A 23,318-nucleotide genomic window follows, 5' to 3' on the forward strand; every position below is an offset into this window, starting at 1 on the left:
CTTGACCGGGGTCAAAGGGACCAAATGAAAATTCAACGTCCAGCAGGCCGGGCCTCAGGTGCCACGCGGTTTGGCGCGCAGCGTCGGCTCGGCCTCAAGCGGGTCTTCGGGCCAGGGGTGGCGCGGATACTGGCCGCGCATGTCTTTCCTGACATCTGCATAGGATGTGCGCCAAAAGCCCGGAATGTCCAGTGTCACCTGAATCGGCTTCTGCCCCGGCGACAGCAGCGTGACACGCAGCGGCTTGCGGGCTTGCCCGACGGTCGGATGGGTGGCAACGCCGAACATTTCCTGCAGGCGGATCTCGATGGACGGATGATCGCCATCATAGTCGATCGGCACCTTGCGGCCGAGGGGCGTGGTGAAATGCGCCGGCACCAGACGGTCAAGCTCGGCCTGCTGGCCCCAGTCGAGGCGCGACAGGAGCGCATCGTGCAGATCGAGACTGCGGAGATCGGCCTCGGTGCGGGCTTTGCCGAGATAGGGCAGCAGCCAGTCCTCGGCCGTCGCCAGCAGTGCGTCGTCCCGGCAGTCGGGCCAGGCGTCGCCGCCGGCGCGGGCCAGTTCGATACGGGCGCGCAGGCGGCGGGCGGCGGGTGAGAAGGTCAGGCCGATCTGGCGCAGACCTTCCAGCGCGGCGCGCGCCAGCGCCTCGGGCGGGGCGTCGGGCCAGGGCTGGTCGGCCAGCACGAGCGCGCCAAAGCGTTCCTGCCGCCGTGCCAGCACCCGCCCCTCGCGACGCGACCATTCGCAGAGATCCTGCCAGCCGATCTGGTCGCCATGCACCGCCCGCAACTCGGGCTCGGAGATCGCAATGGCCTGCCGAACGGCCGCCTCGCGCGCGTCGCCGTCCAGATCGGTCGCCACGATCAGCCGCGCCCCGGCAAGGGGCGTGCCCGGCTCCATCGCCGCGCCCTTGCCGCCGGACAGCAGCCAGCGCGGCGCCTCGCCCTTGCGGCGCAAGCCGATGCGGTCGGGATAGGCAAGCGCGGCCATCTGCGCGGGTGACAGCGCCGCGGCGCCTTCGCGCGGCACTGCGCGGGCCAGCCGCCGTGCCTCCTCGCGGATGCGCTCCAATGCCGGGCGGGCGATCTGCCAGGGGGTTTCGGCTTCGAACTTCCGCAGATCGGCCAGCGCCCGCAGCCGCAGCGTCAGGTCCGGCGGCGCGGCCTTCAGCGGGTCGCGATCGGCCATCAGCGCGGCAAGGGGGGCGGCCTCGGGTCCGGCCAGCGCCAGCATGTGGCCAAGCCGGGGATGCAGCGGCAGCGCGGCAAGGCGGCGGCCGTGGGCGGTGATGCGGCCCTGTTCCAGCGCGCCCAGGCTGGCCAGCAGCGCCCGCGCCTCGGCCAGGGTGCCGGGATGCGGCGGGGTAAGGAACGGCAGATCCCCGCCCCCCCAAAGCGCCAGTTCCAGCGCGAGCGCCGTCAGATCGGCGGCTTCGATTTCGGCCGGGGGGAAGGCCTGCAAGCCGCCCTCCTCGCCCTTCGTCCAAAGCCGATAGCAGGTGCCGGTGGCCACCCGCCCGGCCCGGCCCCGGCGCTGTTCGGCCTCGGCCCTGGTCACGCGCTCGGTGACAAGGCGCGACATGCCGGAATTCGGGTCGAACCGGGCGCGGCGGGCGCGGCCGCCATCCACCACCACGCGAATGTCGGGAATGGTCAGCGAGGTTTCGGCGATCGAGGTCGCCAGCACCACCTTGCGCCGCCCTGCGGCGGCCGGGGCCAATGCCGCGCGCTGGGCCGCGAACTCCATGGCGCCGAACAGCGGGCGGATGTCGAACTGGTCCGGCAAACGGCCGCGCAGCGCAGATTCAACCCGGCGGATTTCGCCTTCGCCGGGCAGAAAGACCAGAAGCCCGCCCTCGGCGGTGTCCTCGGCCGCCTGCACCACCAGCCCGGCCACCGCCGCCTCATAGCGCATCGAGGCGTCGGGCGGGCGCGGCAGCCAGCGGGTTTCCACCGGAAAGGCGCGGCCTTCGGAGGTGATCATCGGCGCGCTGCCCATAAGGGCGGCCACCGGGGCCGCGTCGAGCGTGGCCGACATCACCAGAATTTGCAGGTCGTCGCGCAGCGCGGCGCGGATTTCGAGCGCCAGCGCAAGGCCAAGATCGGCGTTCAGGCTGCGCTCGTGGAATTCGTCGAAGATCAGGCAGCCGATGCCCGGCAATTCGGCGTCGGACTGGATCATCCGGGTCAGGATGCCTTCGGTCACCACTTCGATCCGGGTGGCGGCCGACACCTTGGCCTCGCCCCGGATGCGGTAGCCAACCGTCTGGCCCACGGTCTCGCCCAGCGTCTCGGCCATGCGTTCGGCGGCGGCACGGGCAGCTAGGCGGCGGGGCTCCAGCATGACGATGCGGCCCTGAACCTGCGCCATCAGCGCCAGCGGAACCCGTGTCGTCTTGCCCGCTCCGGGCGGGGCCTGCAACACCGCCATGCCCCGCGCCGCCATGGCGGCGGTCAGGTCGGGCAACGCGTCATCAATGGGCAGGCGGAGGGTCATCCGCGCCTTATCCCCGATCGCGGTGCACTTGTCACCGGGGGGAGCGTCCGGGGACGCCGCCCGCGTCTCGCCTCTGGCGCCCCGCTTTGGCATCGGGCAAAAGGGGGAAAACGCGGGGAGGGCGGGCATGATTTCGGCAGAGGCCATTCGGGCGGGCGACAGGCGGGCCTTGGCGCGGGCGATCACGCTTGTCGAAAGCGCACGCGCCGATCACCGGACGCAGGCGCTGGCGCTGCTGTCCGCGCTTGGCCACGACCGGCAGGCGCTGCGCATCGGGCTCTCCGGCACGCCGGGGGTCGGGAAATCCACCTTCATCGAGGCCTTCGGCAAGATGCTGACCGCCGCGGGCAAGCGGGTGGCGGTTCTGGCGGTGGACCCGTCCTCGGCGCGTTCCGGCGGCTCGATCCTTGGCGACAAGACCCGGATGGAGCTGTTGTCGCGCGATCCCCTGGCCTTCATCCGGCCCTCGCCCAGCCAGGCGCAGATGGGCGGCGTGGCGCGGCGCACGCGCGAGGCGGTGGCGCTGTGCGAGGCGGCGGGCTTCGACGTGGTGCTGATCGAGACGGTCGGCGTCGGCCAGTCCGAAACCATGGTGGCGGAGATGTGCGACCTGTTCCTGCTGCTGCTCGCCCCCGCCGGCGGCGACGAGTTGCAAGGCGTGAAGCGTGGCATCATGGAGATGGCCGACCTGATCCTTGTGAACAAGGCCGATGGCGATCTGAAGCCGGCCGCCATCCGGACCTGCGGCGATTACGCGGGCGCGCTGCGGCTGTTGCGCCGCCGCCCGCAAGACCCCGACGGCTTTCCCAAGGCGATGATGGTGTCGGCGGTGGAACAGTCCGGCATGGCCGAGTCCTGGGACGAGATGCAGGCCTTGGCCGAATGGCGGCGCGACAGCGGCCACTGGAGCGCGCGGCGCGCGGCGCAGGCGCGGCACTGGTTTCAGGAGGAGGTGCGGCAGGGGCTTCTGGCGGCCTTGTCGCGCGAGCCTGCCAAGGGGATCATGGAGCGGCTGGGCGACAGCGTCGCTGCGGGCCGGGCTACGCCCGAGGCGGCGGCGGCCGAAATGCTGGGGTTGATCGGACGCTGAGGCCTATTGCGCGGCAATCTCGCGGCTGGACGCCAGCAGGTTCTCGCTGACCACCGACAGCGCCAGCGCCGCCGCGCCATGCGCCCACAAAAGGTCGCCCCAGGCGTGAATCTCGATCGGCGGGCGCGGGCGGTTGGTGTTGATCGCCAGATTGTCCATCTCGGCGAGGGTTTCGGCGGCATAAAGATAGTCGTAGCGCATCCGCTCGCCCGACAGGATGATGAGTTCGGGGTCGAACAGATTGACCACATTCGAAAGCCCCACCGCCAGATAACGTCCCGCGCGGCGAAAGATCGAGCGGGCCGTGGCGTTGCCGGCCTTGGCGTGATCGTACAGGCTTTCCAGCAGGGTGTTGATCGACAGCGTGTCGGTCGCGGGCCGGTTCAGCGCCGTCGTCGCCTCGCGCGCCAGCGCATAGTCGGCGATATAGGCCTCAAGACAGCCTCTTTGACCACAGCGGCAGAGGGCCCCGTCAAGCTGCACCTTGGTATGGCCAAGCTCCATCCCCAGCCGGCCCGAGCCGCGGAAGATGCGGTGGTTCATCACAAAGCCCATGCCGACCCCGTGTTCGATGGTCACGACGGCGAAGTCCGACAGCCCCCGCCCGGCGCCGAACCAGAGTTCGGCCAGCGCCACAAGGTTGGCGTCATTGTCGATGGTCACGGGCACGCCGATGCGGGCGGTGGCAGCGGCGGCCAGCGGCACCGCCCGGTCATGCAGCACCGAGGACCAGTGCACGATGCCTTCGGCCACATCGACAAAGCCCGGCACGCCGATGCCGATGGCCGTCAGATTCTGCGGGCCGATGCCGGCCTTGGTGCAGACCTTGGCCAGCAGGGTTTCGACGGCCTCCAGCAACCCGTCCAGCGTCATGGCGCCGGGTTGGCGCGGCACGGCTTCATCGGCAACAAGGTTGCCCGCGAAATCGACGATGACCGCGGTGTGTTCGCGGTCGGAAAGTTTCATTCCCGCCACCAGATGCGCCTCGGGCCGCACGCCCAGCGCCACGGCGGGACGGCCGCGCGCGTTGTCGGGGTCGCGCGGGGCGGCAAGTTCCTCGATCAGCCCGGCCTCGATCAGCTCGGCGCAGATGGTGGTGACGGAGGCGGGCGAGACATCCAGCTCACGCGCGAGCGTCACTCGGGGAATATGGCCCGCCGCGCGGATTCGCTCGAAGATCTGCTGGCGCAGCGGGCGCTGGGTTTCGGTCAGCGGCGGAATCAGCGGGCCGACGCCCTTACGGCCCGCCCCGCCCTCTGCCATGCCCCTGCCCTGCGTCATTTATTTGATCCTCGAACAAAAGGCCCCGTATTTTCTTTACTTTTCGCCAGAACATTGCTGCATTGCGGCGAAAATGGCTGAAATTCGGAGCATCTTCAGATTGCCCTGCGAAATATATTTTGACAACTGAAATTATTAAGCGCAGCCTGTTGCCGTATCGGCGAATCCGCCGGACCGGCTTTTGCGGGCCGACATCCATGGGAGGATACATATGCAAAAGGTTCTTATCGCCGCGGTGATCGCGGCGGTCGGCTTCTCGTCGGCGGCGCTGGCTGAGGGCAAGAAGATCGGCGTCAGCTGGGCACAGTTCCAGGAAGAGCGCTGGAAGATCGACGAAGCGGCCATGAAGGCAGCCATCGAGGCCGCTGGCAACGAATACATCTCGGCCGACGCGCAGTCCTCGGCGGAAAAGCAGCTGTCGGATGTCGACGCGCTGATCTCGCAGGGCGTCGACGCGCTGATCATCAACGCCTGGGACAAGGACGCCATCGGGCCGGCCATCGAAAAGGCCGCAGCCGAAGGCATTCCGGTGGTCGGCTATGACCGCCTGATCGAGGACAACCGCACCTTCTATCTGACCTTCGACAACGTCGGCGTCGGCCGCATCATCGCGGAATCGGTGTTCGCGCTGGCCCCGAAGGGCAACTATGCCATCATCAAGGGCGACCCCGGTGACCCGAACGTCGGCTTCCTGCGTCAGGGCATGGAAGAGGTAATCGGCGCGGCAGTGACGGCAGGCGACATCGTGATCGTCGGCGAGGCCAACTCGGACGGCTGGAAGCCGGAAAATGCCCAGAAGAACATGGAGCAGATCCTGACGGCGAACAACAACGCCGTCGACGCGGTGCTGAGCCAGAACGACGGCATGGCGGGCGGCGCGGCTGCGGCGCTGGCAGCGCAGGGCCTGAACGTGCCCTTGGGCGGTCAGGACGGCGACCTTGCCGCCATCAACCGCGTGGCGCGCGGCACCCAGACGGTTTCGGTCTGGAAGGACGCCCGCCAGCTTGGCAAGGCCGCCGGCGAGATCGCCTCGGCGCTGGCCGACGGGGCGGCGCTGGATTCGGTTGCCGGCGCGACCAAGTTCTCGGGCGGTGAGAAGGGCGTCGAGATGAACGCCATCCTGCTGGCCCCGACGCCGCTGACCAAGGACAACCTGAACGTCGCCATCGACGCGGGCCACATCACCAAGGAACAGGCCTGCGAAGGCGCCATGGCCGGTGTGGTGGGCTGCGAATAAGCGGCTGACATTCGGGGCGCCTGCCAAAGGCGGGCGCCCCTCCCTCTGCCCGAGGGCGCCCTGCCGGCGCGCCCCCACGTCCTTAACGGACCGCCTCCGGCGCGACGGGCCCCTGCCCCGCCGGACGTCCCCTTGCCCCATGATGGACGAGACATGACCGACACACCCCATTCCCCGCAAACCACAGCAAACACCGAAGGCGGTTTTGCGCGGTTCCTGCGTGCCACCGAGATCGACCCGCGCCTGCTGGGCATGGTCGGCGGCCTGCTCCTGATCTGGCTGGCCTTCGAGGCCTATTCCGTGCTGGCGCTTGGCCGGCCCTCCATGCTGCTGGGCGCGGCGCAATCCGAGGCGAACGGCTTTCTCACGCCGCGCAACCTTTGGAACCTGAGCGTGCAGACCGCCTATATCGGGATCATGGCGACGGGGATGGTGCTGGTCATCATCACCCGCAACATCGACCTGTCGGTCGGCTCGATCATGGGCATGGTCGGGATGTACATGGGCCTGTTGCAGGTCGAATGGCTGACCCCGGCGCTCGGGCTGGGCCATCCGTCGATCTGGATCGTCACGGTGCTGTTCGGCATCACCATGGGGGCGCTGATCGGCGCCTTTCAGGGCCTGCTGATCGCCTTTCTGGGCATTCCCTCTTTCATCGTCACGCTCGGCGGGCTGCTGGTCTGGCGCGGCGCGGCGTTTCTGGTCGCCGGCGGCAAGACCATCGCGCCGATGGATGACACCTTCGCGCTGCTGGGCGGCGGCTCGTTCGGGGCGCTGGGGCGCACCGGAAGCTGGATCTTCGGCCTGATCGCCTGTGCCTTCGTGGTCTGGGCCTTCCTCAGCGGCCGCAAGTCGCGCAAGAAGCACGGCTTCCCGCTGCGCCCGGTCTGGGCCGAGACCTTCGTGATCGGCCTGATCTGCGCCGTCATCGTCGGCGCCACGGCCATCGTCAATTCCTATGTCTGGCCGCGCGGCAACATCGAGAAATACTACACCGCGATCGGTCAGGAGCTGCCGGCATGCGCCGCAAGCAACGACACGATCTATACCGATGTCTGCGCCCAGTTCGGCCATGGCTTTGCCTATCCGGTGCTGATCATGATCGTGGTGGCCATCGTCATGACCATCCTGATGACCCGCACCCGCTTTGGCCGCTATGTCTTTGCCATCGGCGGCAACCCCGAGGCGGCCGCCCTGTCGGGCATCAACACCCGCGCCATGACGGTCAAGATCTTTGCGCTGATGGGCGGGCTGGCCGGCATTGCCGCCGTCATCGGCGCCGCGCGCCAGAACAGCGCGACCAACGCCATGGGCAACCTGGACGAGCTTTACGTCATCGCCGCCGCCGTCGTCGGGGGCACTTCGCTGGCCGGGGGGGTGGGCACGATCTATGGCGCCATCATCGGCGCGCTGATCCTCACTTCGCTGCAGACCGGCATGGTGCTGATCGGCTATGGCGACGGGTCCTATCAGCGGATCGTGATCGGCGTCGCGCTCGTCCTCGCCGTGTTCCTCGACATCATCTACCGCAAGCGCATCAAGTAAGGGGGCCATCATGAGCAATCCGAACACCGGCACCCCTCTGGTCGAGCTGCGCGACATCTCGATCGCCTTCGGGGGCATCAAGGCGGTCGACCACGTCTCGGTCGACCTGCATCCGGGCGAGGTCGTGGGGCTTCTCGGCCACAACGGCGCGGGGAAATCCACCCTCATCAAGTGCCTCTCCGGCGCCTATCGCAAGGATGCAGGGCAGATCTTCATCAATGGCGAGGAGGTCGAGATCAGTGACCCCCGCGACGCCCGCTCGCACAACATCGAGACGATCTACCAGACGCTGGCGCTGGCCGACAATCTGGATGCCGCCTCGAACCTGTTTCTGGGCCGCGAGCTGGTCAACAACTTCGGCTTTGTCGACGAAACCCGGATGGAGGCCGAAACCCGCAAGATCATGGGGCGGCTGAACCCGAACTTCAAGAAATTCAACGTGCCGGTGTCGGCCCTGTCGGGCGGTCAGCGCCAGTCGGTTGCCATTGCCCGCGCGGTGTATTTCAACGCCAAGATCCTGATCATGGACGAACCCACCGCCGCGCTTGGTCCGCACGAGACGCAGATGGTGGCCGAGCTGGTGCAGGAGCTGAAGGCGCAGGGTCTGGGCATCTTCCTGATCGAGCATGACATCCACTCGGTGATGAAGCTGTGCGACCGCGCCGTGGTGATGAAGAACGGCCAGCGTGTCGGCACGGTCAACGTCAAGGACGTCACCGATGACGACATTCTGGGCATGATCATCATGGGCAAGAAGCCGCCGCAGGCTTACTGACATGTTCATCGGACTGGACCTTGGCACTTCGGGGCTGAAGGGCATTGTCATCAATGACCGGCAGGAGGTGGTGGCCGAGGCCACCGCCCCCTTGACGGTCTCGCGGCCGCATGAGGGCTGGTCGGAACAGGAGCCGTCGCACTGGATCGCCGCCGCCGAGGCGGTGCTGGACAAGCTGGCGGCCAAGGGGCTGGGGGCGGTTCGGGGTATCGGCCTGTCGGGCCACATGCACGGCGCGACGCTCTTGGACAGCGCCGACAACGTGCTGCGGCCCTGCATCCTGTGGAACGACACCCGCAGCCATGCCGAGGCCGCGCGGCTGGATGGCGACCCGCGGTTCCGGGCGGTGACAGGGAACATCGTGTTTCCGGGCTTCACCGCGCCGAAGCTCGACTGGGTGCGCGCTCATGAGCCGGCGATCTGGGCAAAGGTCGCCAAGGTGCTGCTGCCGAAGGATTATCTGCGGCTCTGGCTGATCGGCGATCATGTCGCCGAAATGTCGGATGCCGCCGGGACAAGCTGGCTTGACACCGGGGCGCGCGACTGGTCGGACGATCTTCTGGCGGCCACAGGGCTTTCCCGCGCGCAGATGCCGCGGCTGGTCGAAGGCTCGGCGGTGTCGGGCGTGCTGCGCGAGGGGCTGGCGGCGCGCTGGGGCCTGCCGAAGGGCGTCGTGGTGGCGGGCGGCGGCGGAGACAATGCCGCCTCGGGCGTCGGCGTCGGCGTGGTGCGGGCGGGCGAGGCCTTTGTCTCGCTTGGCACTTCGGGCGTCCTCTTTGCCGCCAATGACGGCTATCAGCCCGATCCGGCGACGGCGGTGCATACCTTCTGCCATGCCCTGCCGGGGGCCTGGCACCAGATGGGCGTGATCCTCGCCGCCACCGATGCGCTGAACTGGTATGGCCAGTTCGTCGGGCAGGATGCGGCGCGGCTGACCGGCGCGCTCGGGCCCTTGGAGGCGCCGAGCAAGGCGCTGTTCCTGCCCTATCTCGGCGGCGAGCGCACCCCGCTCAACGATGCGGCCATCCGCGGCAGTTTCATGGGGCTGGAACATGCCACCGGCACTGCCGCCGGCACCCGCGCGGTGCTGGAGGGCGTGACCTTTGCCATCCGCGATTGCCGCGACGCGCTGGCCGCCACCGGCACGCGGATTGACCGGGTGCTGGCGGTGGGCGGCGGCTCGCGCTCCGACTACTGGCTGGCGGCGATTGCCACCGCGCTGAATGTGCCGGTCGACCTGCCGGTGGCGGGCGATTTCGGCGGGGCCTTCGGGGCCGCCCGGCTGGCGATCATGGCCGCGACCGGCGCGGGGGCCGAAGTGGCCACCCGCCCAAAAATCGCCCGCACGGTCGAACCTGACCGTGCCCTGACATCCGCTTTCGACGCGGGCCATGCCCGGTTCCGCGCCGCTCAAACCGCCCTTCGGGGCTTGAAGATCTGAGGAAATCCCATGTCCGGCTATTTCGGCGGCATTCCCGCCATTCGCTACGAAGGCCCTGCGTCCACCAACGAGTTTGCCTTCCGCCACTACAACCCCGACGAGGTGGTGCTGGGCAAGCGCATGGAGGATCACATGCGCTTTGCGGTCGCCTACTGGCATTCGTTTGCCTATCAGGGCGGCGATCCCTTTGGCGGCCAGACCCTTGACCGCCCATGGTTCGCCGACGGCATGGCGGCGGCCAAGGCCAAGGCCGATGCGGCCTTCGAGCTGTTCGATATTCTCGGTGTGCCGTTCTATGCGTTCCACGACGCCGACGTGCGCCCCGAAGGCGCGAGCTTTGCCGAGAGCAAGCGCAACCTTGACGAGATCGTCGAATATTTCGCGGAGAAGCAGGGCAAGCACAAGGCCAAGCTCCTCTGGGGCACTGCCAACATGTTCAGCCACCGCCGCTGGATGTCGGGGGCGGCCACCAACCCTGACCCGGATGTCTATGCCTATGCCGCGGCTTCGGTGAAGGCCAACCTTGATGCCACCCATCGCCTTGGCGGCGCCAACTATGTGCTGTGGGGCGGGCGCGAGGGCTATGAGACGCTGCTGAACACCGATCTGGCCGCCGAGCGCGCCCATGCCGGGCGCTTCCTGCAACAGGTGGTGGATTACAAGCACAGGATCGGCTTCAAGGGCGCGATCCTGATCGAGCCGAAGCCGCAGGAACCCTCGAAGCATCAGTATGATTTCGACGTGGCCACGGTTTATGGCTTCCTCAAGGATTTCGGCCTTGAGCATGAGGTGAAGGTCAACATCGAGCAGGGCCACGCCATTCTGGCCGGGCATTCCTTCGAGCATGAAATCGCGCTGGCCTCGGCCTTGGGGATTTTCGGCTCGATCGACATGAACCGGAATGACTATCAGTCGGGCTGGGACACCGACCAGTTCCCCAACAACCATGCCGAAAAGGCGCTGGCCTTCTACGAGATTCTGAAGGCCGGCGGCTATACCACCGGCGGCACCAATTTCGACGCCAAGATCCGCCGGCAATCGCTGGACGCCGAGGATCTGGTGCTGGCCCATGTCGGCGGCATGGACACCTGCGCGCGGGCGTTGAAGGCGGCGGCCGCGCTGATCGAAAGCGGCGAGCTGGAGGCGGCGCGCAAGGCGCGCTATGCCGGATGGGAAACCGCGCCGGCCAAGGCGATGCTGGCCGGAAGCCTTGAGGCCGCCGCCGCCCGCGTTACCGCCGAAGGTCTTGAACCCGAACCGAAATCCGGCCGGCAAGAGCGGCTGGAAAACCTCTGGAACAGGTATATCTGATGGCCCGCACCCCCGCCTTCCCCTCGCGTCGCAGCTTTCTGCAAGGGGGGCTGGCGGGAGTTGCGCTGACAGCCCTGCCGCTGCCCGCCTCCGCCACCGCGCGACGGGCCGAGCAGGTGCTGGGCCAGTGGTATCAGCTCTTGCTGGAACTGATCCGCCACACCGCCACCTATTCCCCGCCGGTCGCCGCCCGCTCCTTCGCCTATCTCGGCGTGACGGCGTTTGAAGCCTTGGCCACCGGCAACCCGGCCCTGCGGAGCCTGTCAGGTCAGGTCCGCGATCTGGCCCCTCTGCCCGCCCGCGAGGCCGCCCCGCATGACGAGGCTTGTGTGCTGCAAGGCGCGCTGACCCATGCCATGGCGGCCTATTTCGGCAACACCGGCCCGACCGGGCAACGGGCGATGCAGGCCATGGAGAAACGGCTTTCGACTGTGGCGATGGAAGGCGTGGGGCAGGATGTCGCCGCGCGCTCGGTTGCGCATGGGCTGGCCGTTTCCCAAGCCATCCTCGACTGGTCGGCAGGCGACGGTGGCGCGGTCATTGAAAACATGGGCTTTCCGATGAGCTACGCGCTGACCGAAGGCCCGGCGCATTGGGTGCCGACCTCGACCGTCGCAGTGCAGCAGGCCCCGCTGTTGCCGACATGGGGCCAGAACCGGACCTTCGCCATTCCCGAAACCGGCCCCTGCGGCCTGCCGCCGCCGCTTGCCTATAGCGAGGACCCGGCCTCGGATTTCTACGCTCAGGCAAAAGAGGTCTATGACACCTCGAAAGCCCTGACCGACGAGCAAAAGCTGATCGCCCGGTTCTGGTCGGATGACCCGATGCTGTCGCCCACGCCACCCGGCCATTGGGTGTCGATCCTGCTGCAGATCTTCGATCGCGACGGAACGCCGGTGGACCGGCAGGCAGAGCTTCTCGCCCTGCTGGGCATGACGATCTCGGACGCTTTCGTGCAGTGCTGGCGCTCGAAGTTCGAACATGACCTGCTGCGCCCGGTCACCTATATCCGCCGGGTGATCGACCCGAAATGGGAGCCCCTGCTCAACACGCCGCCCTTCCCGGAATATCCCTCGGGCCATTCCACGCAAAGCGCTGCCGCCGCGACCGTGCTGGAGGGGCTTCTGGGGCAGGATTTTGCCTTCGACGATGCCACCCATGCCGATGAAGGCTTGCCGACACGGCATTTCGACGGCTTCTGGCAGGCGGCGGAGGAGGCGGCCCTGTCGCGGATGTACGGCGGCATCCACTTCCGCGCCGCCAATGAGAACGGCCTTGCGCAGGGCAAATGCGTCGCGGCCCATGTTCTGGAGTTGAAGACCCGTGCGTAAGTCATTGCTCCCGCTACTGGCGCTGGCCAGCCCGGTCTGGGCCGACGACCCCGCCCTGCCGCAGTATGTCGAGGAAACCGGCCATGGCCTTGCCACGCCTTATCAGGGCGAGTGGCAGTATATGGTCGGCGGCGGCGCGGCGGTGTTCGACTGCGACGCCGACGCCCGCCCCGATGTCTTCATCGCCGGCGGCGAAGGGCCTGCGGGGCTTTACCGCAATGTTTCGGAACCGGCCGGGCCGTTGCGCTTTGCCCCGGTGGAGGGTCTGTCAGAAACCGCCGTGACCGGTGCCTATCCCCTGGACATCGACAGCGACGGCCTCACCGATCTGGCGGTGCTGCGGGTGGGCGAGAACCACCTGATGCGGGGTCTCGGCGATTGCCGGTTCGAAAATGCCAATGCCGCCTGGGGCTTTGACGGCGGCGACGCCTGGTCCACCGCCTTTGCCGCCACATGGGAGGCCGGGCAGGACTGGCCGACGCTGGCCGTCGGCAATTACATCGACCGCAAGGAAGAGGCGTTTCCCTGGGGCTCTTGCACCGACAACTGGCTGCACCGGCCCGAAGGCCGGGGCTTCGCCCCGCCCCTGCCCCTGACCCCCAGCTTCTGCGCCCTGTCGATGGTCTTTTCCGACTGGTCAAACAGCGGCAGCCGCGATCTGCGGGTGTCGAACGACCGCGAATATTACAAGGGCGGGCAAGAGCAGCTGTGGCACATGGAGGCGGCGCCGCGGCTGTGGTCGGACAAGGAAGGCTGGAAGCGCCTGCGCATCTGGGGCATGGGGATTGCCGCGCGCGATCTGGATGCCGACGGCTTCAACGAGTTCTTCCTGACCTCGATGGCCGACAACAAGTTGCAGGTGCTGAACCCGCCTGCCGGCAAGACCCTGCCGCAATATGCCGATCAGGCCTTCAAGCGCGGCGCCACCGCGCACCGGCCCTTTACCGGCGGCGACCTGCGCCCCTCGACCGCCTGGCATGCGCAGTTCGAAGACGTGAACAACGACGGGCGCGCGGATCTTTTCGTGGTGAAGGGCAATGTCCATGCCATGCCGGATTTCGCCCAGAAAGACCCCAACAACCTGATGCTGCAACGCGCCGATGGCACGTTTGTGGAAGCCGCCGAAGTGTCGGGCGCCTTGAGTTTTGCCAATGGGCGTGGCGGGGCGGTCGCCGATTTCAATGCCGACGGCAAGCTTGACCTGCTGGTGGTGAACCGCTGGGAGCCGCCGCAAGTCTGGCGCAACAGCACGCAAGATCCGGGCGGGTTCGTCACCGTCACCCTGCGGCAGGCGGGCACGAACCGCGATGCGATCGGCGCCTGGGTGGAAGTCAGGACCGAAGGCGGATTGCAGCGGCGCGAGATCACCGTGGGCGGCGGGCACATGTCGGGGCAACTGCTGCCCTGGCATTTCGGCATCGGCGCGGCCGAGATGGCCGAAGTGCGGGTGATCTGGCCGGATGGCAGCGCGTCGGACTGGGTGCAGGCCCAGCCGGGCACGGCGGTGCTTCTGGAACGCTAGGGCGATTTCCGGCGCGGAAATCGCTGGCGGAAGATGCGCGCATCTTCCGAACCGGAGTTTGCGCCAAACTCCGCCTTGCCTTGCGGCAAGGGAAAGGCGCGGGGAGAGGCGCCCCGCGCCGTGAAGCTCAGAGGTCGGTGCGGCCGAGGTTCATCACCTTGGCCCAGGCCGCCACGAAATCGGCCACGAACTTGCCCTGGTTGTCGGCCTGGGCATAGACCTCGGCCAGCGCCCGCAGTTGCGAGTTGGAGCCGAACACCAGATCGACGCGCGAGCCGGTGGCCTTGACTGCGCCAGTCCGGGCATCGCGGCCTTCGTAAAGCTCGCAGGCCTCCGAGGTCGGCCGCCATTGGGTCTGCATGTCAAGGACGCCGGCGAAGAAATCGGTGGTCAGATCGCCGATCCGGTCGCCGAGAAGCCCCGCCTTGCTGCCGCCGGCATTGGCGCCCAGCGCGCGCATCCCGCCGACCAGCACCGTCATTTCCGGCGCCGACAGCGTCAGCAGCTGCGCGCGGTCGACCAGCATTTCCTCGGCAGTGACGCGGTAGCTTTGCTTCTGCCAGTTGCGGAAGCCGTCGGCGACGGGCTCCATCACCTCGAAGCTGGCCGCGTCGGTCTGGTCCGGGCTCGCGTCCATCCGGCCAGGGCTGAAGGGCACCGAGACGGCATGACCCGCCGCATGGGCCGCCTCTTCGATCGCCGCACCGCCGCCCAGAACGATCAGGTCGGCCAGCGACACCTGCTTGCCGCCGGTGGCCCTGGCGTTGAACTCGGCCTGAATGCCCTCCAGCGCCTTCAGCACGCGGTGCAGGTTGGCCGGGTCATTGACCGCCCAGTCCTTCTGCGGCGCCAGACGCACACGGGCGCCGTTGGTGCCGCCGCGCTTGTCCGAACCGCGATAGGTCGAGGCCGAGGCCCATGCCGCCAGCACCAGATCCTGCGTCGACAGGTCGGTCGCAAGGATCTGCGCCTTCAGCGCGGCGATGTCGGCCGCGTCGATCAGCCCATGGTCGCGGGCCGGGATCGGGTCTTGCCAGATCAGGTCCTCGGCCGGCACCTCGGGGCCAAGATACAGCGCCTTCGGCCCCATGTCGCGGTGGGTCAGCTTGAACCAGGCGCGGGCATAGGCATCGGCAAAGGCAGCCGGATCGTTCAGGAAGCGGCGCGAGATCGGCTCGTAGATCGGGTCGAAACGCAGCGAGAGGTCGGCGGTGGTCATCATCGGCCGGTGCAGGATCTTCGGATCATGCGCGTCGGGGATCATGTCCTGCGGCTCGACATCCTTGGCCAGCCAGACGATCGCGCCGGCGGGCGTCGTGGCCTGCTCCCACTCATACTTGAACAGCATGGTGAAATAGCCGTGGTCCCAGGTCGTCGGGTTCGGCTTCCACGCGCCTTCAAAGCCCGAGGTCGTGGTGTGGATGCCCTTGCCGGTGCCAAGCTTGTTGAACCAGCCAAGGCCCATCGCCTCCAAGGGCGCGGCTTCGGGTTCGGGGCCGACCAGCGCCGGATCGCCCGCGCCATGGGCCTTGCCGAAGGTGTGGCCGCCGGCGACCAGCGCCACGGTTTCCTCGTCGTTCATCGCCATGCGGCCAAAGGTTTCGCGCACATCGCGGCCCGAGGCGACCGGGTCGGGTTTGCCATCGGGACCCTGCGGGTTCACATAGATCAGGCCCATCTGCACCGCAGCGAGCGGGTTGTCCAACTCACGCTCGCCGGAATAGCGGCTGTTGGCCTTGTCCGAGGTCGCCAGCCATTCGGCTTCGGCGCCCCAGTAGATGTCTTCCTCCGGCGCCCAGAGGTCTTCGCGGCCGGCGCCAAAGCCAAAGGTCTTGAAGCCCATGCTTTCCATGGCGACATTGCCGGCCAGGATCATCAGGTCGGCCCAGGAAATGCCGTTGCCGTATTTCTGCTTGATCGGCCACAACAGGCGCCGCGCCTTGTCGAGGTTGCCGTTGTCGGGCCAGGAATTCAGCGGCGCGAAACGCTGGGTGCCGGTCGAGGCGCCGCCGCGACCGTCCGCCGTGCGGTAGGTGCCGGCCGAGTGCCAGGCCATGCGGATCATCAACCCGCCGTAATGGCCCCAGTCTGCCGGCCACCAGTCCTGGCTGTCGGTCATCAGCGCCACCAGATCGGCCTTCAGCGCGGCAAAGTCGATCTTTTCAAAGGCGGTCTTGTAGCAGAAGTCCGCGCCCATCGGGTTCGAGGCCGGGCTGTGCTGGTGCAGGATCGACAGGTTCAACTGGTTCGGCCACCAGTCCTTGTTGCCGCGCACGCCATGGGTTGCGGCCTTGGCCCCGTGCATCACCGGGCATTTGCCTGCGCTTTTGTCGTCCATCTGGACCTCCCTTTCAAAGCGAAAAACCAAAAGACGCACCCTTGGGTGAGTCTCAATCTCTGGAATCGTTCTAACAGGGTTTTTCCATTGGATGAACTTGCATTTCCTGATTGTCTCGATAAGTTTCCCTTATGGCCAATCTCACCCTGAAACAGCTGCGTTATTTCGAGGCGCTGGCCCGGCTTGGCCATTTCGGCCGCGCGGCGGAGGCCTCGGCGATTTCCCAGCCGGCGCTGTCGATGCAGATCCGGGAGCTGGAAGAGGGTCTGGGAACCGCGCTTTTCGACCGGGGGGCGCGGGCAATCCGGCTTACCGGCTTCGGCGAGGAATTCGCCACCCGCGCGCGCGAAATCCTGCGGTTGGCGGAAGAGCTGGAGGATGCCTCGCGCATTGCGCGCGACCAGATGGCGGGACGGCTCAGGCTGGGCGTGATCCCGACTGTCGCGCCCTATCTGTTGCCGCAGGTGATTGCCGACCTGACGCAGGTCTACCCCGCGCTGGACTTGCAACTGCGCGAGACGATCACGCCCAAACTGCTGGCCGAACTTGGCGAGGGCCGGCTGGATTGCGCCATCGTCGCCCTGCCGGTGTCAGAGCCTTCGCTGGTGGAAGTGCCGCTTTTCACCGAGGATTTCGTGCTGGTCCGGCCGCTCGCCGACGCGGCCAAGCCGGTGCCGGGTGCCACGGACCTGCGGGAAATGCGGCTTTTGCTGCTGGAGGAAGGCCATTGCTTCCGCGATCAGGCGCTGTCGTTCTGCAAACTTCAGGCGGCCGCCCCGCGCGAGCTGATGGACGGCTCGTCGCTGACGACCCTTGTGCAGATGGTCGGCGCCGGCATCGGCGTGACCTTGATCCCGGAAATGGCGGTGGCGGTGGAAACCCGCCTTGCCCCGGTCTCGGTCGCCGCCTTCGGCGCCCCCCGGCCCAGCCGGCAGATCGGCATGGTCTGGCGGCGCTCAAGCCCGCTTGCCCGGCAATTCTCGGCAATTGCCGAAGTGGTGAAGGGCGTCCGGCGCTGATCAGGCGTTGAACAGGAAATGCAGGACGTCGCCGTCCTTGACCTCATAGGTCTTGCCTTCCACCCGGAACTTGCCGGCTTCTTTCGCGCCCGCCTCGCCGTTGCCCGCGACATAGTCGTCAAAGGCCACGGTTTCGGCGCGGATGAAGCCCTTTTCGAAATCGCCATGGATGACGCCAGCGGCCTGCGGCGCCAACGTGCCCTTGGAGATCGTCCAGGCGCGGGCCTCTTTCGGGCCGACGGTGAAATAGGTCTGCAGGCCCAGAAGCGCATGGCCGGCGCGGATCAGCCGGTCAAGTCCGGCCTCGTGCAGGCCCATTTCCTCAAGGAACATCACCGCCTCGTCCTCGGGCAACTGGCTGATTTCTTCCTCGATCTTCGCCGAGATCACCACCGTCGCCGCGCCCTGCGCCCTGGCCATGTCAGCCACGCGGTCGGACTGGCTGTTGCCGCTCGCGGCCTTGGCCTCCTCGACGTTGCAGACGTAAAGCACAGGCTTGGCGGTGAGCAGTTGCAGCATCCGCCACTGTTTCTGGTCATCGGCGGCAATGGCAAGGGTGCGGGCCGGTTTGCCGTCGTTCAGCGCGACAAGGGCGGCGCGCAACAGCCGGTCCTGATCCAGCGTCTCCTGATCGCCGCCGCGCAGCTTCTTGGCCAGCGCGGCAAGGCGGCGCTCGATCGATTCCATATCGGCCAGCATCAGCTCGGTCTCGATGGTCTCGGCATCGGCGACCGGGTCGATCCGGCCTTCGACATGGGTGATGTCGCCGTCTTCAAAGCAGCGCAGCACATGGGCGATGGCATCGCATTCGCGGATGTTGGCGAGGAACTGGTTGCCAAGCCCCTCGCCCTTTGAGGCGCCGCGCACCAGACCGGCGATGTCGACAAAGGTCATGCGGGTCGGGATGATCTGCTTCGAACCGGCGATGGCAGCCAGCTTGTCAAGCCGGGGGTCCGGCACTGCCACCTCGCCGACGTTCGGCTCGATGGTGCAGAAGGGAAAGTTCGCGGCCTGTGCGGCGGCGGTGCGGGTCAGCGCGTTGAACAGGGTCGACTTGCCGACATTCGGCAGACCCACGATGCCCATCTTGAAACCCATCTGCACGCTCCTTTGGCTGATGGCGCGCTTGATAGGGGGGAAGGGCGAAAGGATCAAGCGCGCCTTTGGCTCCTTGATTTTCCCGGTGCGGCCTGCGAAACCCGGTGCAACGATCCGAGGGACCAGCATGACCAGAATTGACGACACCTTCGCGCGGCTGAAATCGCAGGGCAAAAAGGCCTTCGTGTCCTATATCATGGCGGGCGATCCCGACGTGGCCACCGCGCTTGCGGTGATGAAGGGGCTGCCCGCCGCCGGGGTGGACATCATCGAGCTGGGCCTGCCCTTCACCGATCCGATGGCCGATGGCCCGACCATCCAGCTTGCCGGCCAGCGGGCGCTGGAAGGCGGCATGACGGTGGACGCCACCTTGCAGATGGTGCGCGACTTCCGCGCGGCCGACCAGAAAACCCCGATCGTGCTGATGGGCTATTACAACCCGATCTATTCGCGCGGCGTCGACCGGTTTCTGGCCGAGGCGAAAGAGGTGGGCATCGACGGGCTGATCGTGGTTGACCTGCCGCCCGAGGAGGATGCCGAATTGTGCATCCCGGCGCAGAAGGCCGGGCTGAACTTCATCCGGCTGGCGACGCCCACGACCGACGCGAAGCGCCTGCCGAAGGTGCTGCAGAACACCAGCGGTTTCGTCTATTACGTTTCGGTCACCGGGATCACCGGGTCGGCGGCGGCGCAGGCCGGCGAGGTCGGGCCGGAGGTGGCGCGGATCAAGCGCTCGACCGAGCTGCCGGTGATCGTCGGCTTCGGGATCAACACCCCCGAGGCGGCGCGGACGATTGCCGGTGTGGCCGATGGCTGCGTGGTCGGCTCGGCCATCGTCAAGGAGGTTGGCGCGGGCAAGCCGGCGGCGGATGTGCTGGCCTTTGTCGCCGATCTGGCCAAGGGCGCGCATTCGGCCTGAGCCATGGAAACGATCCCTGAACGGCCTGCGGTGCGGGACTGGTCGGCCCTTCTGGGACAAAGCTTTGCGGCGGCGACCGGCCGGCCGCTGATTGCCGGCCTTGCCCCGGCGGAGGCCGGCTTTGCCCGCGCGCTTTTCGATCTGCCGCAGCCCCTCGTCAGCCATGGCCCCGAGGCCGATCCGGTGTTCTGCTATGCCAACCGCGCCGCGCTGGCGCTCTGGGGCATGGGCTGGGAGGATTTTACCCGCCTGCCCTCGCGGCTCTCGGCCGAGGACGATCCGGCAATTCAGCGCGACCGCAGCCGCTTCCTGCGCGAGGCCGCCGCGAAGGGGTGGGTGGCCGATTACTCCGGCATCCGCAAAGCCGCCGATGGCCGCCGCTTCCGCATCAGCCGGACGGTGCTGTGGACGCTGCGCGACGCGGCGGGGCTGGTGCGCGGACAGGCAGCGCTGATTGGCGCGGTGACGGCACTCTGACGGCGGCCGCCGTCGGTTGACCAATCTTGCGACGGTCGCTTGCGTTTCACGCCCGAATTGGTAATATCACCTTACCAAAAATAAGGGTTTGTCATGGCTGTCATCACCTGCATCGACGATCTCAAGGCGATCTACGCCAAGAAAACGCCGAAAATGTTCTACGATTACGCGGAATCGGGCAGCTATACCGAGCAGACCTTTCGGGAAAACGTCTCGGATTTCGCCAAGATCCGCCTGCGCCAGCGCGTGGCGCGCGATCTGACCGGGCGGACGACGCAAAGCACGATGATTGGCGAGACGGTGACGATGCCGGTGGCGCTGGCCCCTGTCGGCTCTTGCGGCATGCAGGCACCCGATGGCGAGATCAAGGCGGCGCGCGCAGCGGCGGCTTTTGGTGTGCCCTTCACGCTCTCGACCATGTCGGTCTGTTCGATCGAGGATGTGGCCGAACATTCCCCGGCCCCGTTCTGGTTCCAGCTTTATGTGATGAAGGACGAGGACTTCGTCGATGCGCTGATCGAGCGGGCGCGGGCGGCGAAGTGCTCGGCGCTGGTGCTGACGCTGGATTTGCAGATCCTTGGCCAGCGCCACAAGGACCTGAAGAACGGGCTGACGACGCCGCCGAAACTGACGCTGCCGAACATTCTGGACATGATGCTGAAGCCGCAATGGTCGCTCGGGATGCTGGCCACGCCACGCCGGACCTTCCGCAACATCGTCGGCCACGCCAAGGGGGTGGGGGATCTCGCCTCGCTGACGTCCTGGACCAACGAGCAGTTCGACCCGCAGCTTGACTGGAAGAAGGTGGCGCGCATCCGCGACCAATGGGGCGGCAAGCTGATCCTGAAGGGAATTCTCGATGCCGAGGATGCCCGCATGGCCGCCGATGTCGGGGCGGACGGGATGATCGTGTCGAACCATGGCGGGCGGCAACTGGATGGCGCCCTGTCGTCGATCCGCATGTTGCCGCAGATCGTGCGGGCGGTCGGAGACCAGACCGAGGTGTTTCTCGACAGCGGCATCCGCTCGGGTCAGGACGTGCTGAAGGCGCTGGCGCTGGGGGCGAAGGGCACCTTCATCGGCCGCAGCTATCTTTATGGCCTTGGCGCAATGGGTCAGGCAGGCGTGGCCAAGGCGCTGGAGATCATCTGGAAGGAACTTGACGTGACCATGGCGCTTTGCGGGGTGCAGAAGGCGACCGATCTGTCGCGCGAACACCTGCTGGTGCCGGAAGACTTCGAGGGCCGCTGGGCCTAAGCCTGCCCGCGCGCGGTTCCGACCGCCACCGCCAGGGTGATTGCCATGGCGATGGTGGCCGAAAGCGACCGGAACGCGCCGAAATCCACTTCCTGCACAGTCAGGACTGCATCCGACAGCCGCGCCAGCGGACTGGAAAGGTGGTCAGTCAGCGCCACCACCGGCACCCCGCGGGCGCGGGCGTCACTGGCAATCGACAGGGTTTCTTCGGAATAGGGCGCAAAGGTGATCGCCAGCACCACATCACCGGGGCGCAGCGCGTGGCGGTGGTCCAGCCGGCCCGCCCCTTCGTGCAGCATGGCAGGAACAGACATCTTTTCAAAGACATAGGCAAGATAACTGGCCACCGGATAGGCCCGGCGCAGGCCGACGACATGGATCATGCCCGCCCGTGCCAGCACCTCGACCGCCTGCGACAGCGCCGCCTCGTCGACCGATTTCGCCAAACCCTCCAGAGACATCCGCCCGGCCTCGACAAACTCGGCCAGAAGCCGGCTTGCCCCCCCTGCCCCGCCCTTGAGATTGGCAAGCCGCGTGGCATAATCGGGAAAGCCCGGGGCATAGGCCTCGCGGAACAGGCGTTGCATCTCGGAATAGCCGGAAAATCCCATGATCTGGCAAAAGCGCATGAAGGCCGACGGCGGCACATCCGCCCCCGCCGCCATCTCGGCCACTGTCGACACCGCGATGCGGTCAAGATTGCCCGCCACATGGCTTGCACATTGCTGCAGGCGCTTGGGCAGCCCCTCTCCCAAGGCGGCCAGACGGGCGCGGAACTCGTCCACCGTTTGCGGTGCGGCAATTGAGGTAATTTCATCAACTGGCATAGGTGCCCCTCTTGACGGTTGGTCCCGGTCGCCGCATAGCATATGGAACAAATATTCCAAATTCAACCGCGCCATGGATGCCTGTTCCACGCGCCGCTTCGAAGGAAAAGCAAGATGACCGTTCGGTTCGGACTACTCGGCGCAGGGCGCATCGGCAAGGTGCATGCCAAGGCGGTGACGGGCGATGCCAATGCCAGACTGGTGGCCGTGGCCGACGCCTTCCCGGCCGCCGCACAGGCGATTGCCGACCAGTACGGCTGCGACGTGCGCACGATCGACGCGATCTGCGCCGCCAAGGACATTGACGCCGTGGTGATCTGCACCCCCACCGACACCCACGCCGACCTGATCGAGCAATTCGTCAAGGCCGGCAAGGCGGTGTTCTGCGAAAAGCCCATCGACCTGTCGCTGGCCCGCGTGAAGGCCTGCCTCGAGGTGGTGCGCGCCCACAAGGGCACGCTCATGGTCGGCTTCAACCGCCGCTTCGACCCGCATTTCAAGGCGGTGCGCGCCGAGATCGACAAGGGCTCGGTCGGCGCCGTCGAGATGGTGACGATCACCTCGCGCGACCCCGGCGCCCCGCCGGTGGACTATATCAAGCGCTCGGGCGGCATCTTCCGCGACATGACGATCCATGACTTCGACATGGCCCGCTTCCTCTTGGGCGAAGACATCACCGAGATCGTCGCCACCGCCGCCGTGCTGGTGGACAAGGCGATCGGCGAGGCCGGGGATTTCGACTCGGTGCAGGTGATGCTGAAAACCGCGACCGGCAAGCAGGCGATGATCTCCAACTCGCGCCGGGCGACCTATGGCTATGACCAGCGCATCGAGGTGCATGGCAGCCTTGGCATGGTCGCGGCGGAAAACCAGCGCCCGGTGTCGATCGAGGTGGCCAATGCCGCGGGCTACACCCGCCCGCCGCTGCATGACTTCTTCATGACCCGCTACACCGAGGCCTATGCCGCCGAAATCGCCACCTTCATCGCCGCGCTGGCCGGCAAGGGCCGCGCCGAACCCTCGGGCGAAGATGGGCTGATCGCGCTTGCCCTGGCCGATGCCGCCCTGCGGTCGGTGGCCGAGGGCCGCGTGGTGAAGATGACCGAGATCCTGTGACCCGGCCAACCCGGTGACGACCCGGCCAAGGGCATCCGCACCCCGGATGCCCTTTTCATTTGCCCCCGCAAGACAAGCCCGCCCGAAACCCCCGAAATCCCCCACCTTTCCCCTTGCCCCCGCCCCCCCTTGCCCTTAAACGGGTCGACGGAGTGGTGGCCGAGTGGTCGAAGGCACACCCCTGCTAAGGGTGCAGGCGGGGAACCGTCTCGAGGGTTCGAATCCCTTCCAC

Annotated in this window: 18 protein-coding genes; 13 read left to right on the forward strand and 5 right to left on the reverse strand. The window is 67.0% G+C overall.

The window, feature by feature from the left end:
* Nucleotides 1-54 precede the first annotated feature (54 nt).
* Complete coding sequence (gene hrpB / locus G4Z14_RS16850; protein WP_164627820.1) at nt 55-2,502, reverse strand: ATP-dependent helicase HrpB; 2,448 nt, start codon at nt 2,500-2,502, stop codon at nt 55-57.
* A 127-nt stretch (nt 2,503-2,629) separates the two neighbouring features.
* Here hrpB and meaB point away from each other — a divergent pair, with 127 nt between their 5' ends.
* A complete protein-coding gene (meaB, locus tag G4Z14_RS16855) occupies nt 2,630-3,592 on the forward strand; it encodes a methylmalonyl Co-A mutase-associated GTPase MeaB (RefSeq protein ID WP_164627822.1) in 963 nt (320 codons plus the stop codon).
* Between the two features lie 3 nt (nt 3,593-3,595).
* On the opposite strand, the gene G4Z14_RS16860 is transcribed toward meaB, so the two are convergent.
* On the reverse strand, nt 3,596-4,873 hold the full coding sequence (locus G4Z14_RS16860; protein ID WP_164627824.1) for an ROK family transcriptional regulator: 1,278 nt from the start codon (nt 4,871-4,873) through the stop codon (nt 3,596-3,598).
* A 211-nt stretch (nt 4,874-5,084) separates the two neighbouring features.
* Between G4Z14_RS16860 and G4Z14_RS16865 the strand changes: the two genes are divergently transcribed.
* The 7 genes from G4Z14_RS16865 to G4Z14_RS16895 all read left to right on the forward strand — a co-directional run bounded on the left by G4Z14_RS16865 (nt 5,085) and on the right by G4Z14_RS16895 (nt 14,035).
* Nucleotides 5,085-6,110: a substrate-binding domain-containing protein gene (locus G4Z14_RS16865; protein WP_164627826.1), complete on the forward strand. Its 1,026-nt coding sequence runs from the start codon at nt 5,085-5,087 to the stop codon at nt 6,108-6,110.
* Nucleotides 6,111-6,263: 153 nt separating this feature from the next.
* Nucleotides 6,264-7,655: a sugar ABC transporter permease gene (locus tag G4Z14_RS16870; RefSeq protein WP_164627828.1), complete on the forward strand. Its 1,392-nt coding sequence runs from the start codon at nt 6,264-6,266 to the stop codon at nt 7,653-7,655.
* Between the two features lie 10 nt (nt 7,656-7,665).
* Nucleotides 7,666-8,430 (forward strand): ATP-binding cassette domain-containing protein, encoded by a 765-nt coding sequence (locus tag G4Z14_RS16875; protein ID WP_164627829.1) that lies wholly within the window; start codon nt 7,666-7,668, stop codon nt 8,428-8,430.
* A gap of 1 nt (nt 8,431) precedes the next feature.
* Nucleotides 8,432-9,871 carry a xylulokinase gene (gene xylB / locus G4Z14_RS16880; RefSeq protein ID WP_164627831.1) on the forward strand — a complete coding sequence of 480 codons (1,440 nt, stop codon included), beginning with the start codon at nt 8,432-8,434 and terminating at the stop codon, nt 9,869-9,871.
* A 9-nt stretch (nt 9,872-9,880) separates the two neighbouring features.
* On the forward strand, nt 9,881-11,182 hold the full coding sequence (gene xylA, locus G4Z14_RS16885; protein WP_164627832.1) for a xylose isomerase: 1,302 nt from the start codon (nt 9,881-9,883) through the stop codon (nt 11,180-11,182).
* On the forward strand, nt 11,182-12,513 hold the full coding sequence (locus tag G4Z14_RS16890; protein ID WP_164627834.1) for a vanadium-dependent haloperoxidase: 1,332 nt from the start codon (nt 11,182-11,184) through the stop codon (nt 12,511-12,513). The genes xylA and G4Z14_RS16890 overlap by 1 nt, the downstream gene beginning before the upstream one ends.
* Before the next feature lie 4 nt (nt 12,514-12,517).
* Nucleotides 12,518-14,035 (forward strand): CRTAC1 family protein, encoded by a 1,518-nt coding sequence (locus G4Z14_RS16895; RefSeq protein WP_164627836.1) that lies wholly within the window; start codon nt 12,518-12,520, stop codon nt 14,033-14,035.
* Nucleotides 14,036-14,162: 127 nt separating this feature from the next.
* Here the strand turns inward: G4Z14_RS16895 and katG are convergent, their stop codons facing one another.
* On the reverse strand, nt 14,163-16,373 hold the full coding sequence (gene katG, locus G4Z14_RS16900; protein ID WP_164627838.1) for a catalase/peroxidase HPI: 2,211 nt from the start codon (nt 16,371-16,373) through the stop codon (nt 14,163-14,165).
* Between the two features lie 131 nt (nt 16,374-16,504).
* Here katG and G4Z14_RS16905 point away from each other — a divergent pair, with 131 nt between their 5' ends.
* Nucleotides 16,505-17,392: a hydrogen peroxide-inducible genes activator gene (locus tag G4Z14_RS16905; protein WP_164627840.1), complete on the forward strand. Its 888-nt coding sequence runs from the start codon at nt 16,505-16,507 to the stop codon at nt 17,390-17,392.
* Here the strand turns inward: G4Z14_RS16905 and ychF are convergent, their stop codons facing one another.
* Complete coding sequence (gene ychF, locus G4Z14_RS16910) at nt 17,393-18,490, reverse strand: redox-regulated ATPase YchF (RefSeq protein ID WP_164627842.1); 1,098 nt, start codon at nt 18,488-18,490, stop codon at nt 17,393-17,395.
* Between the two features lie 127 nt (nt 18,491-18,617).
* Between ychF and trpA the strand changes: the two genes are divergently transcribed.
* The 3 genes from trpA to G4Z14_RS16925 all read left to right on the forward strand — a co-directional run bounded on the left by trpA (nt 18,618) and on the right by G4Z14_RS16925 (nt 21,143).
* Entirely contained in the window at nt 18,618-19,409 is a 792-nt protein-coding gene (gene trpA, locus G4Z14_RS16915) for a tryptophan synthase subunit alpha (protein WP_164627844.1), read from the forward strand.
* Between the two features lie 3 nt (nt 19,410-19,412).
* Nucleotides 19,413-19,886, forward strand: coding sequence for an MEKHLA domain-containing protein (locus G4Z14_RS16920; protein ID WP_164627846.1), 474 nt, complete (start codon nt 19,413-19,415; stop codon nt 19,884-19,886).
* 93 nt (nt 19,887-19,979) lie between these two features.
* A complete protein-coding gene (locus tag G4Z14_RS16925) occupies nt 19,980-21,143 on the forward strand; it encodes an alpha-hydroxy acid oxidase (protein WP_164627848.1) in 1,164 nt (387 codons plus the stop codon).
* On the opposite strand, the gene G4Z14_RS16930 is transcribed toward G4Z14_RS16925, so the two are convergent.
* A complete protein-coding gene (locus G4Z14_RS16930) occupies nt 21,140-21,970 on the reverse strand; it encodes a MurR/RpiR family transcriptional regulator (RefSeq protein ID WP_164627850.1) in 831 nt (276 codons plus the stop codon). The two genes, G4Z14_RS16925 and G4Z14_RS16930, sit on opposite strands and share 4 nt — an antisense overlap.
* A 114-nt stretch (nt 21,971-22,084) precedes the next feature.
* Between G4Z14_RS16930 and iolG the strand changes: the two genes are divergently transcribed.
* Complete coding sequence (iolG, locus tag G4Z14_RS16935) at nt 22,085-23,086, forward strand: inositol 2-dehydrogenase (RefSeq protein ID WP_164627852.1); 1,002 nt, start codon at nt 22,085-22,087, stop codon at nt 23,084-23,086.
* Nucleotides 23,087-23,318 lie beyond the last annotated feature (232 nt).

The organism is Tabrizicola oligotrophica, from assembly GCF_011008935.1.
Taxonomy (GTDB): Bacteria; Pseudomonadota; Alphaproteobacteria; order Rhodobacterales; family Rhodobacteraceae; genus Tabrizicola_A; species Tabrizicola_A oligotrophica.

Coding starts and splice junctions, on each gene's coding strand:
- iolG (WP_164627852.1), top strand. CDS start 22,085: ATGACCGTTCGGTTCGGACTACTCGGCGCAGGGCGCATCGGCAAGGTG.
- G4Z14_RS16875 (WP_164627829.1), top strand. CDS start 7,666: ATGAGCAATCCGAACACCGGCACCCCTCTGGTCGAGCTGCGCGACATC.
- G4Z14_RS16920 (WP_164627846.1), top strand. CDS start 19,413: ATGGAAACGATCCCTGAACGGCCTGCGGTGCGGGACTGGTCGGCCCTT.
- katG (WP_164627838.1), bottom strand. CDS start 16,373: ATGGACGACAAAAGCGCAGGCAAATGCCCGGTGATGCACGGGGCCAAG.
- G4Z14_RS16870 (WP_164627828.1), top strand. CDS start 6,264: ATGACCGACACACCCCATTCCCCGCAAACCACAGCAAACACCGAAGGC.
- xylB (WP_164627831.1), top strand. CDS start 8,432: ATGTTCATCGGACTGGACCTTGGCACTTCGGGGCTGAAGGGCATTGTC.
- xylA (WP_164627832.1), top strand. CDS start 9,881: ATGTCCGGCTATTTCGGCGGCATTCCCGCCATTCGCTACGAAGGCCCT.
- G4Z14_RS16865 (WP_164627826.1), top strand. CDS start 5,085: ATGCAAAAGGTTCTTATCGCCGCGGTGATCGCGGCGGTCGGCTTCTCG.
- hrpB (WP_164627820.1), bottom strand. CDS start 2,502: ATGACCCTCCGCCTGCCCATTGATGACGCGTTGCCCGACCTGACCGCC.
- ychF (WP_164627842.1), bottom strand. CDS start 18,490: ATGGGTTTCAAGATGGGCATCGTGGGTCTGCCGAATGTCGGCAAGTCG.
- G4Z14_RS16930 (WP_164627850.1), bottom strand. CDS start 21,970: ATGCCAGTTGATGAAATTACCTCAATTGCCGCACCGCAAACGGTGGAC.
- meaB (WP_164627822.1), top strand. CDS start 2,630: ATGATTTCGGCAGAGGCCATTCGGGCGGGCGACAGGCGGGCCTTGGCG.
- G4Z14_RS16890 (WP_164627834.1), top strand. CDS start 11,182: ATGGCCCGCACCCCCGCCTTCCCCTCGCGTCGCAGCTTTCTGCAAGGG.
- G4Z14_RS16925 (WP_164627848.1), top strand. CDS start 19,980: ATGGCTGTCATCACCTGCATCGACGATCTCAAGGCGATCTACGCCAAG.
- G4Z14_RS16905 (WP_164627840.1), top strand. CDS start 16,505: ATGGCCAATCTCACCCTGAAACAGCTGCGTTATTTCGAGGCGCTGGCC.
- G4Z14_RS16860 (WP_164627824.1), bottom strand. CDS start 4,873: ATGACGCAGGGCAGGGGCATGGCAGAGGGCGGGGCGGGCCGTAAGGGC.
- trpA (WP_164627844.1), top strand. CDS start 18,618: ATGACCAGAATTGACGACACCTTCGCGCGGCTGAAATCGCAGGGCAAA.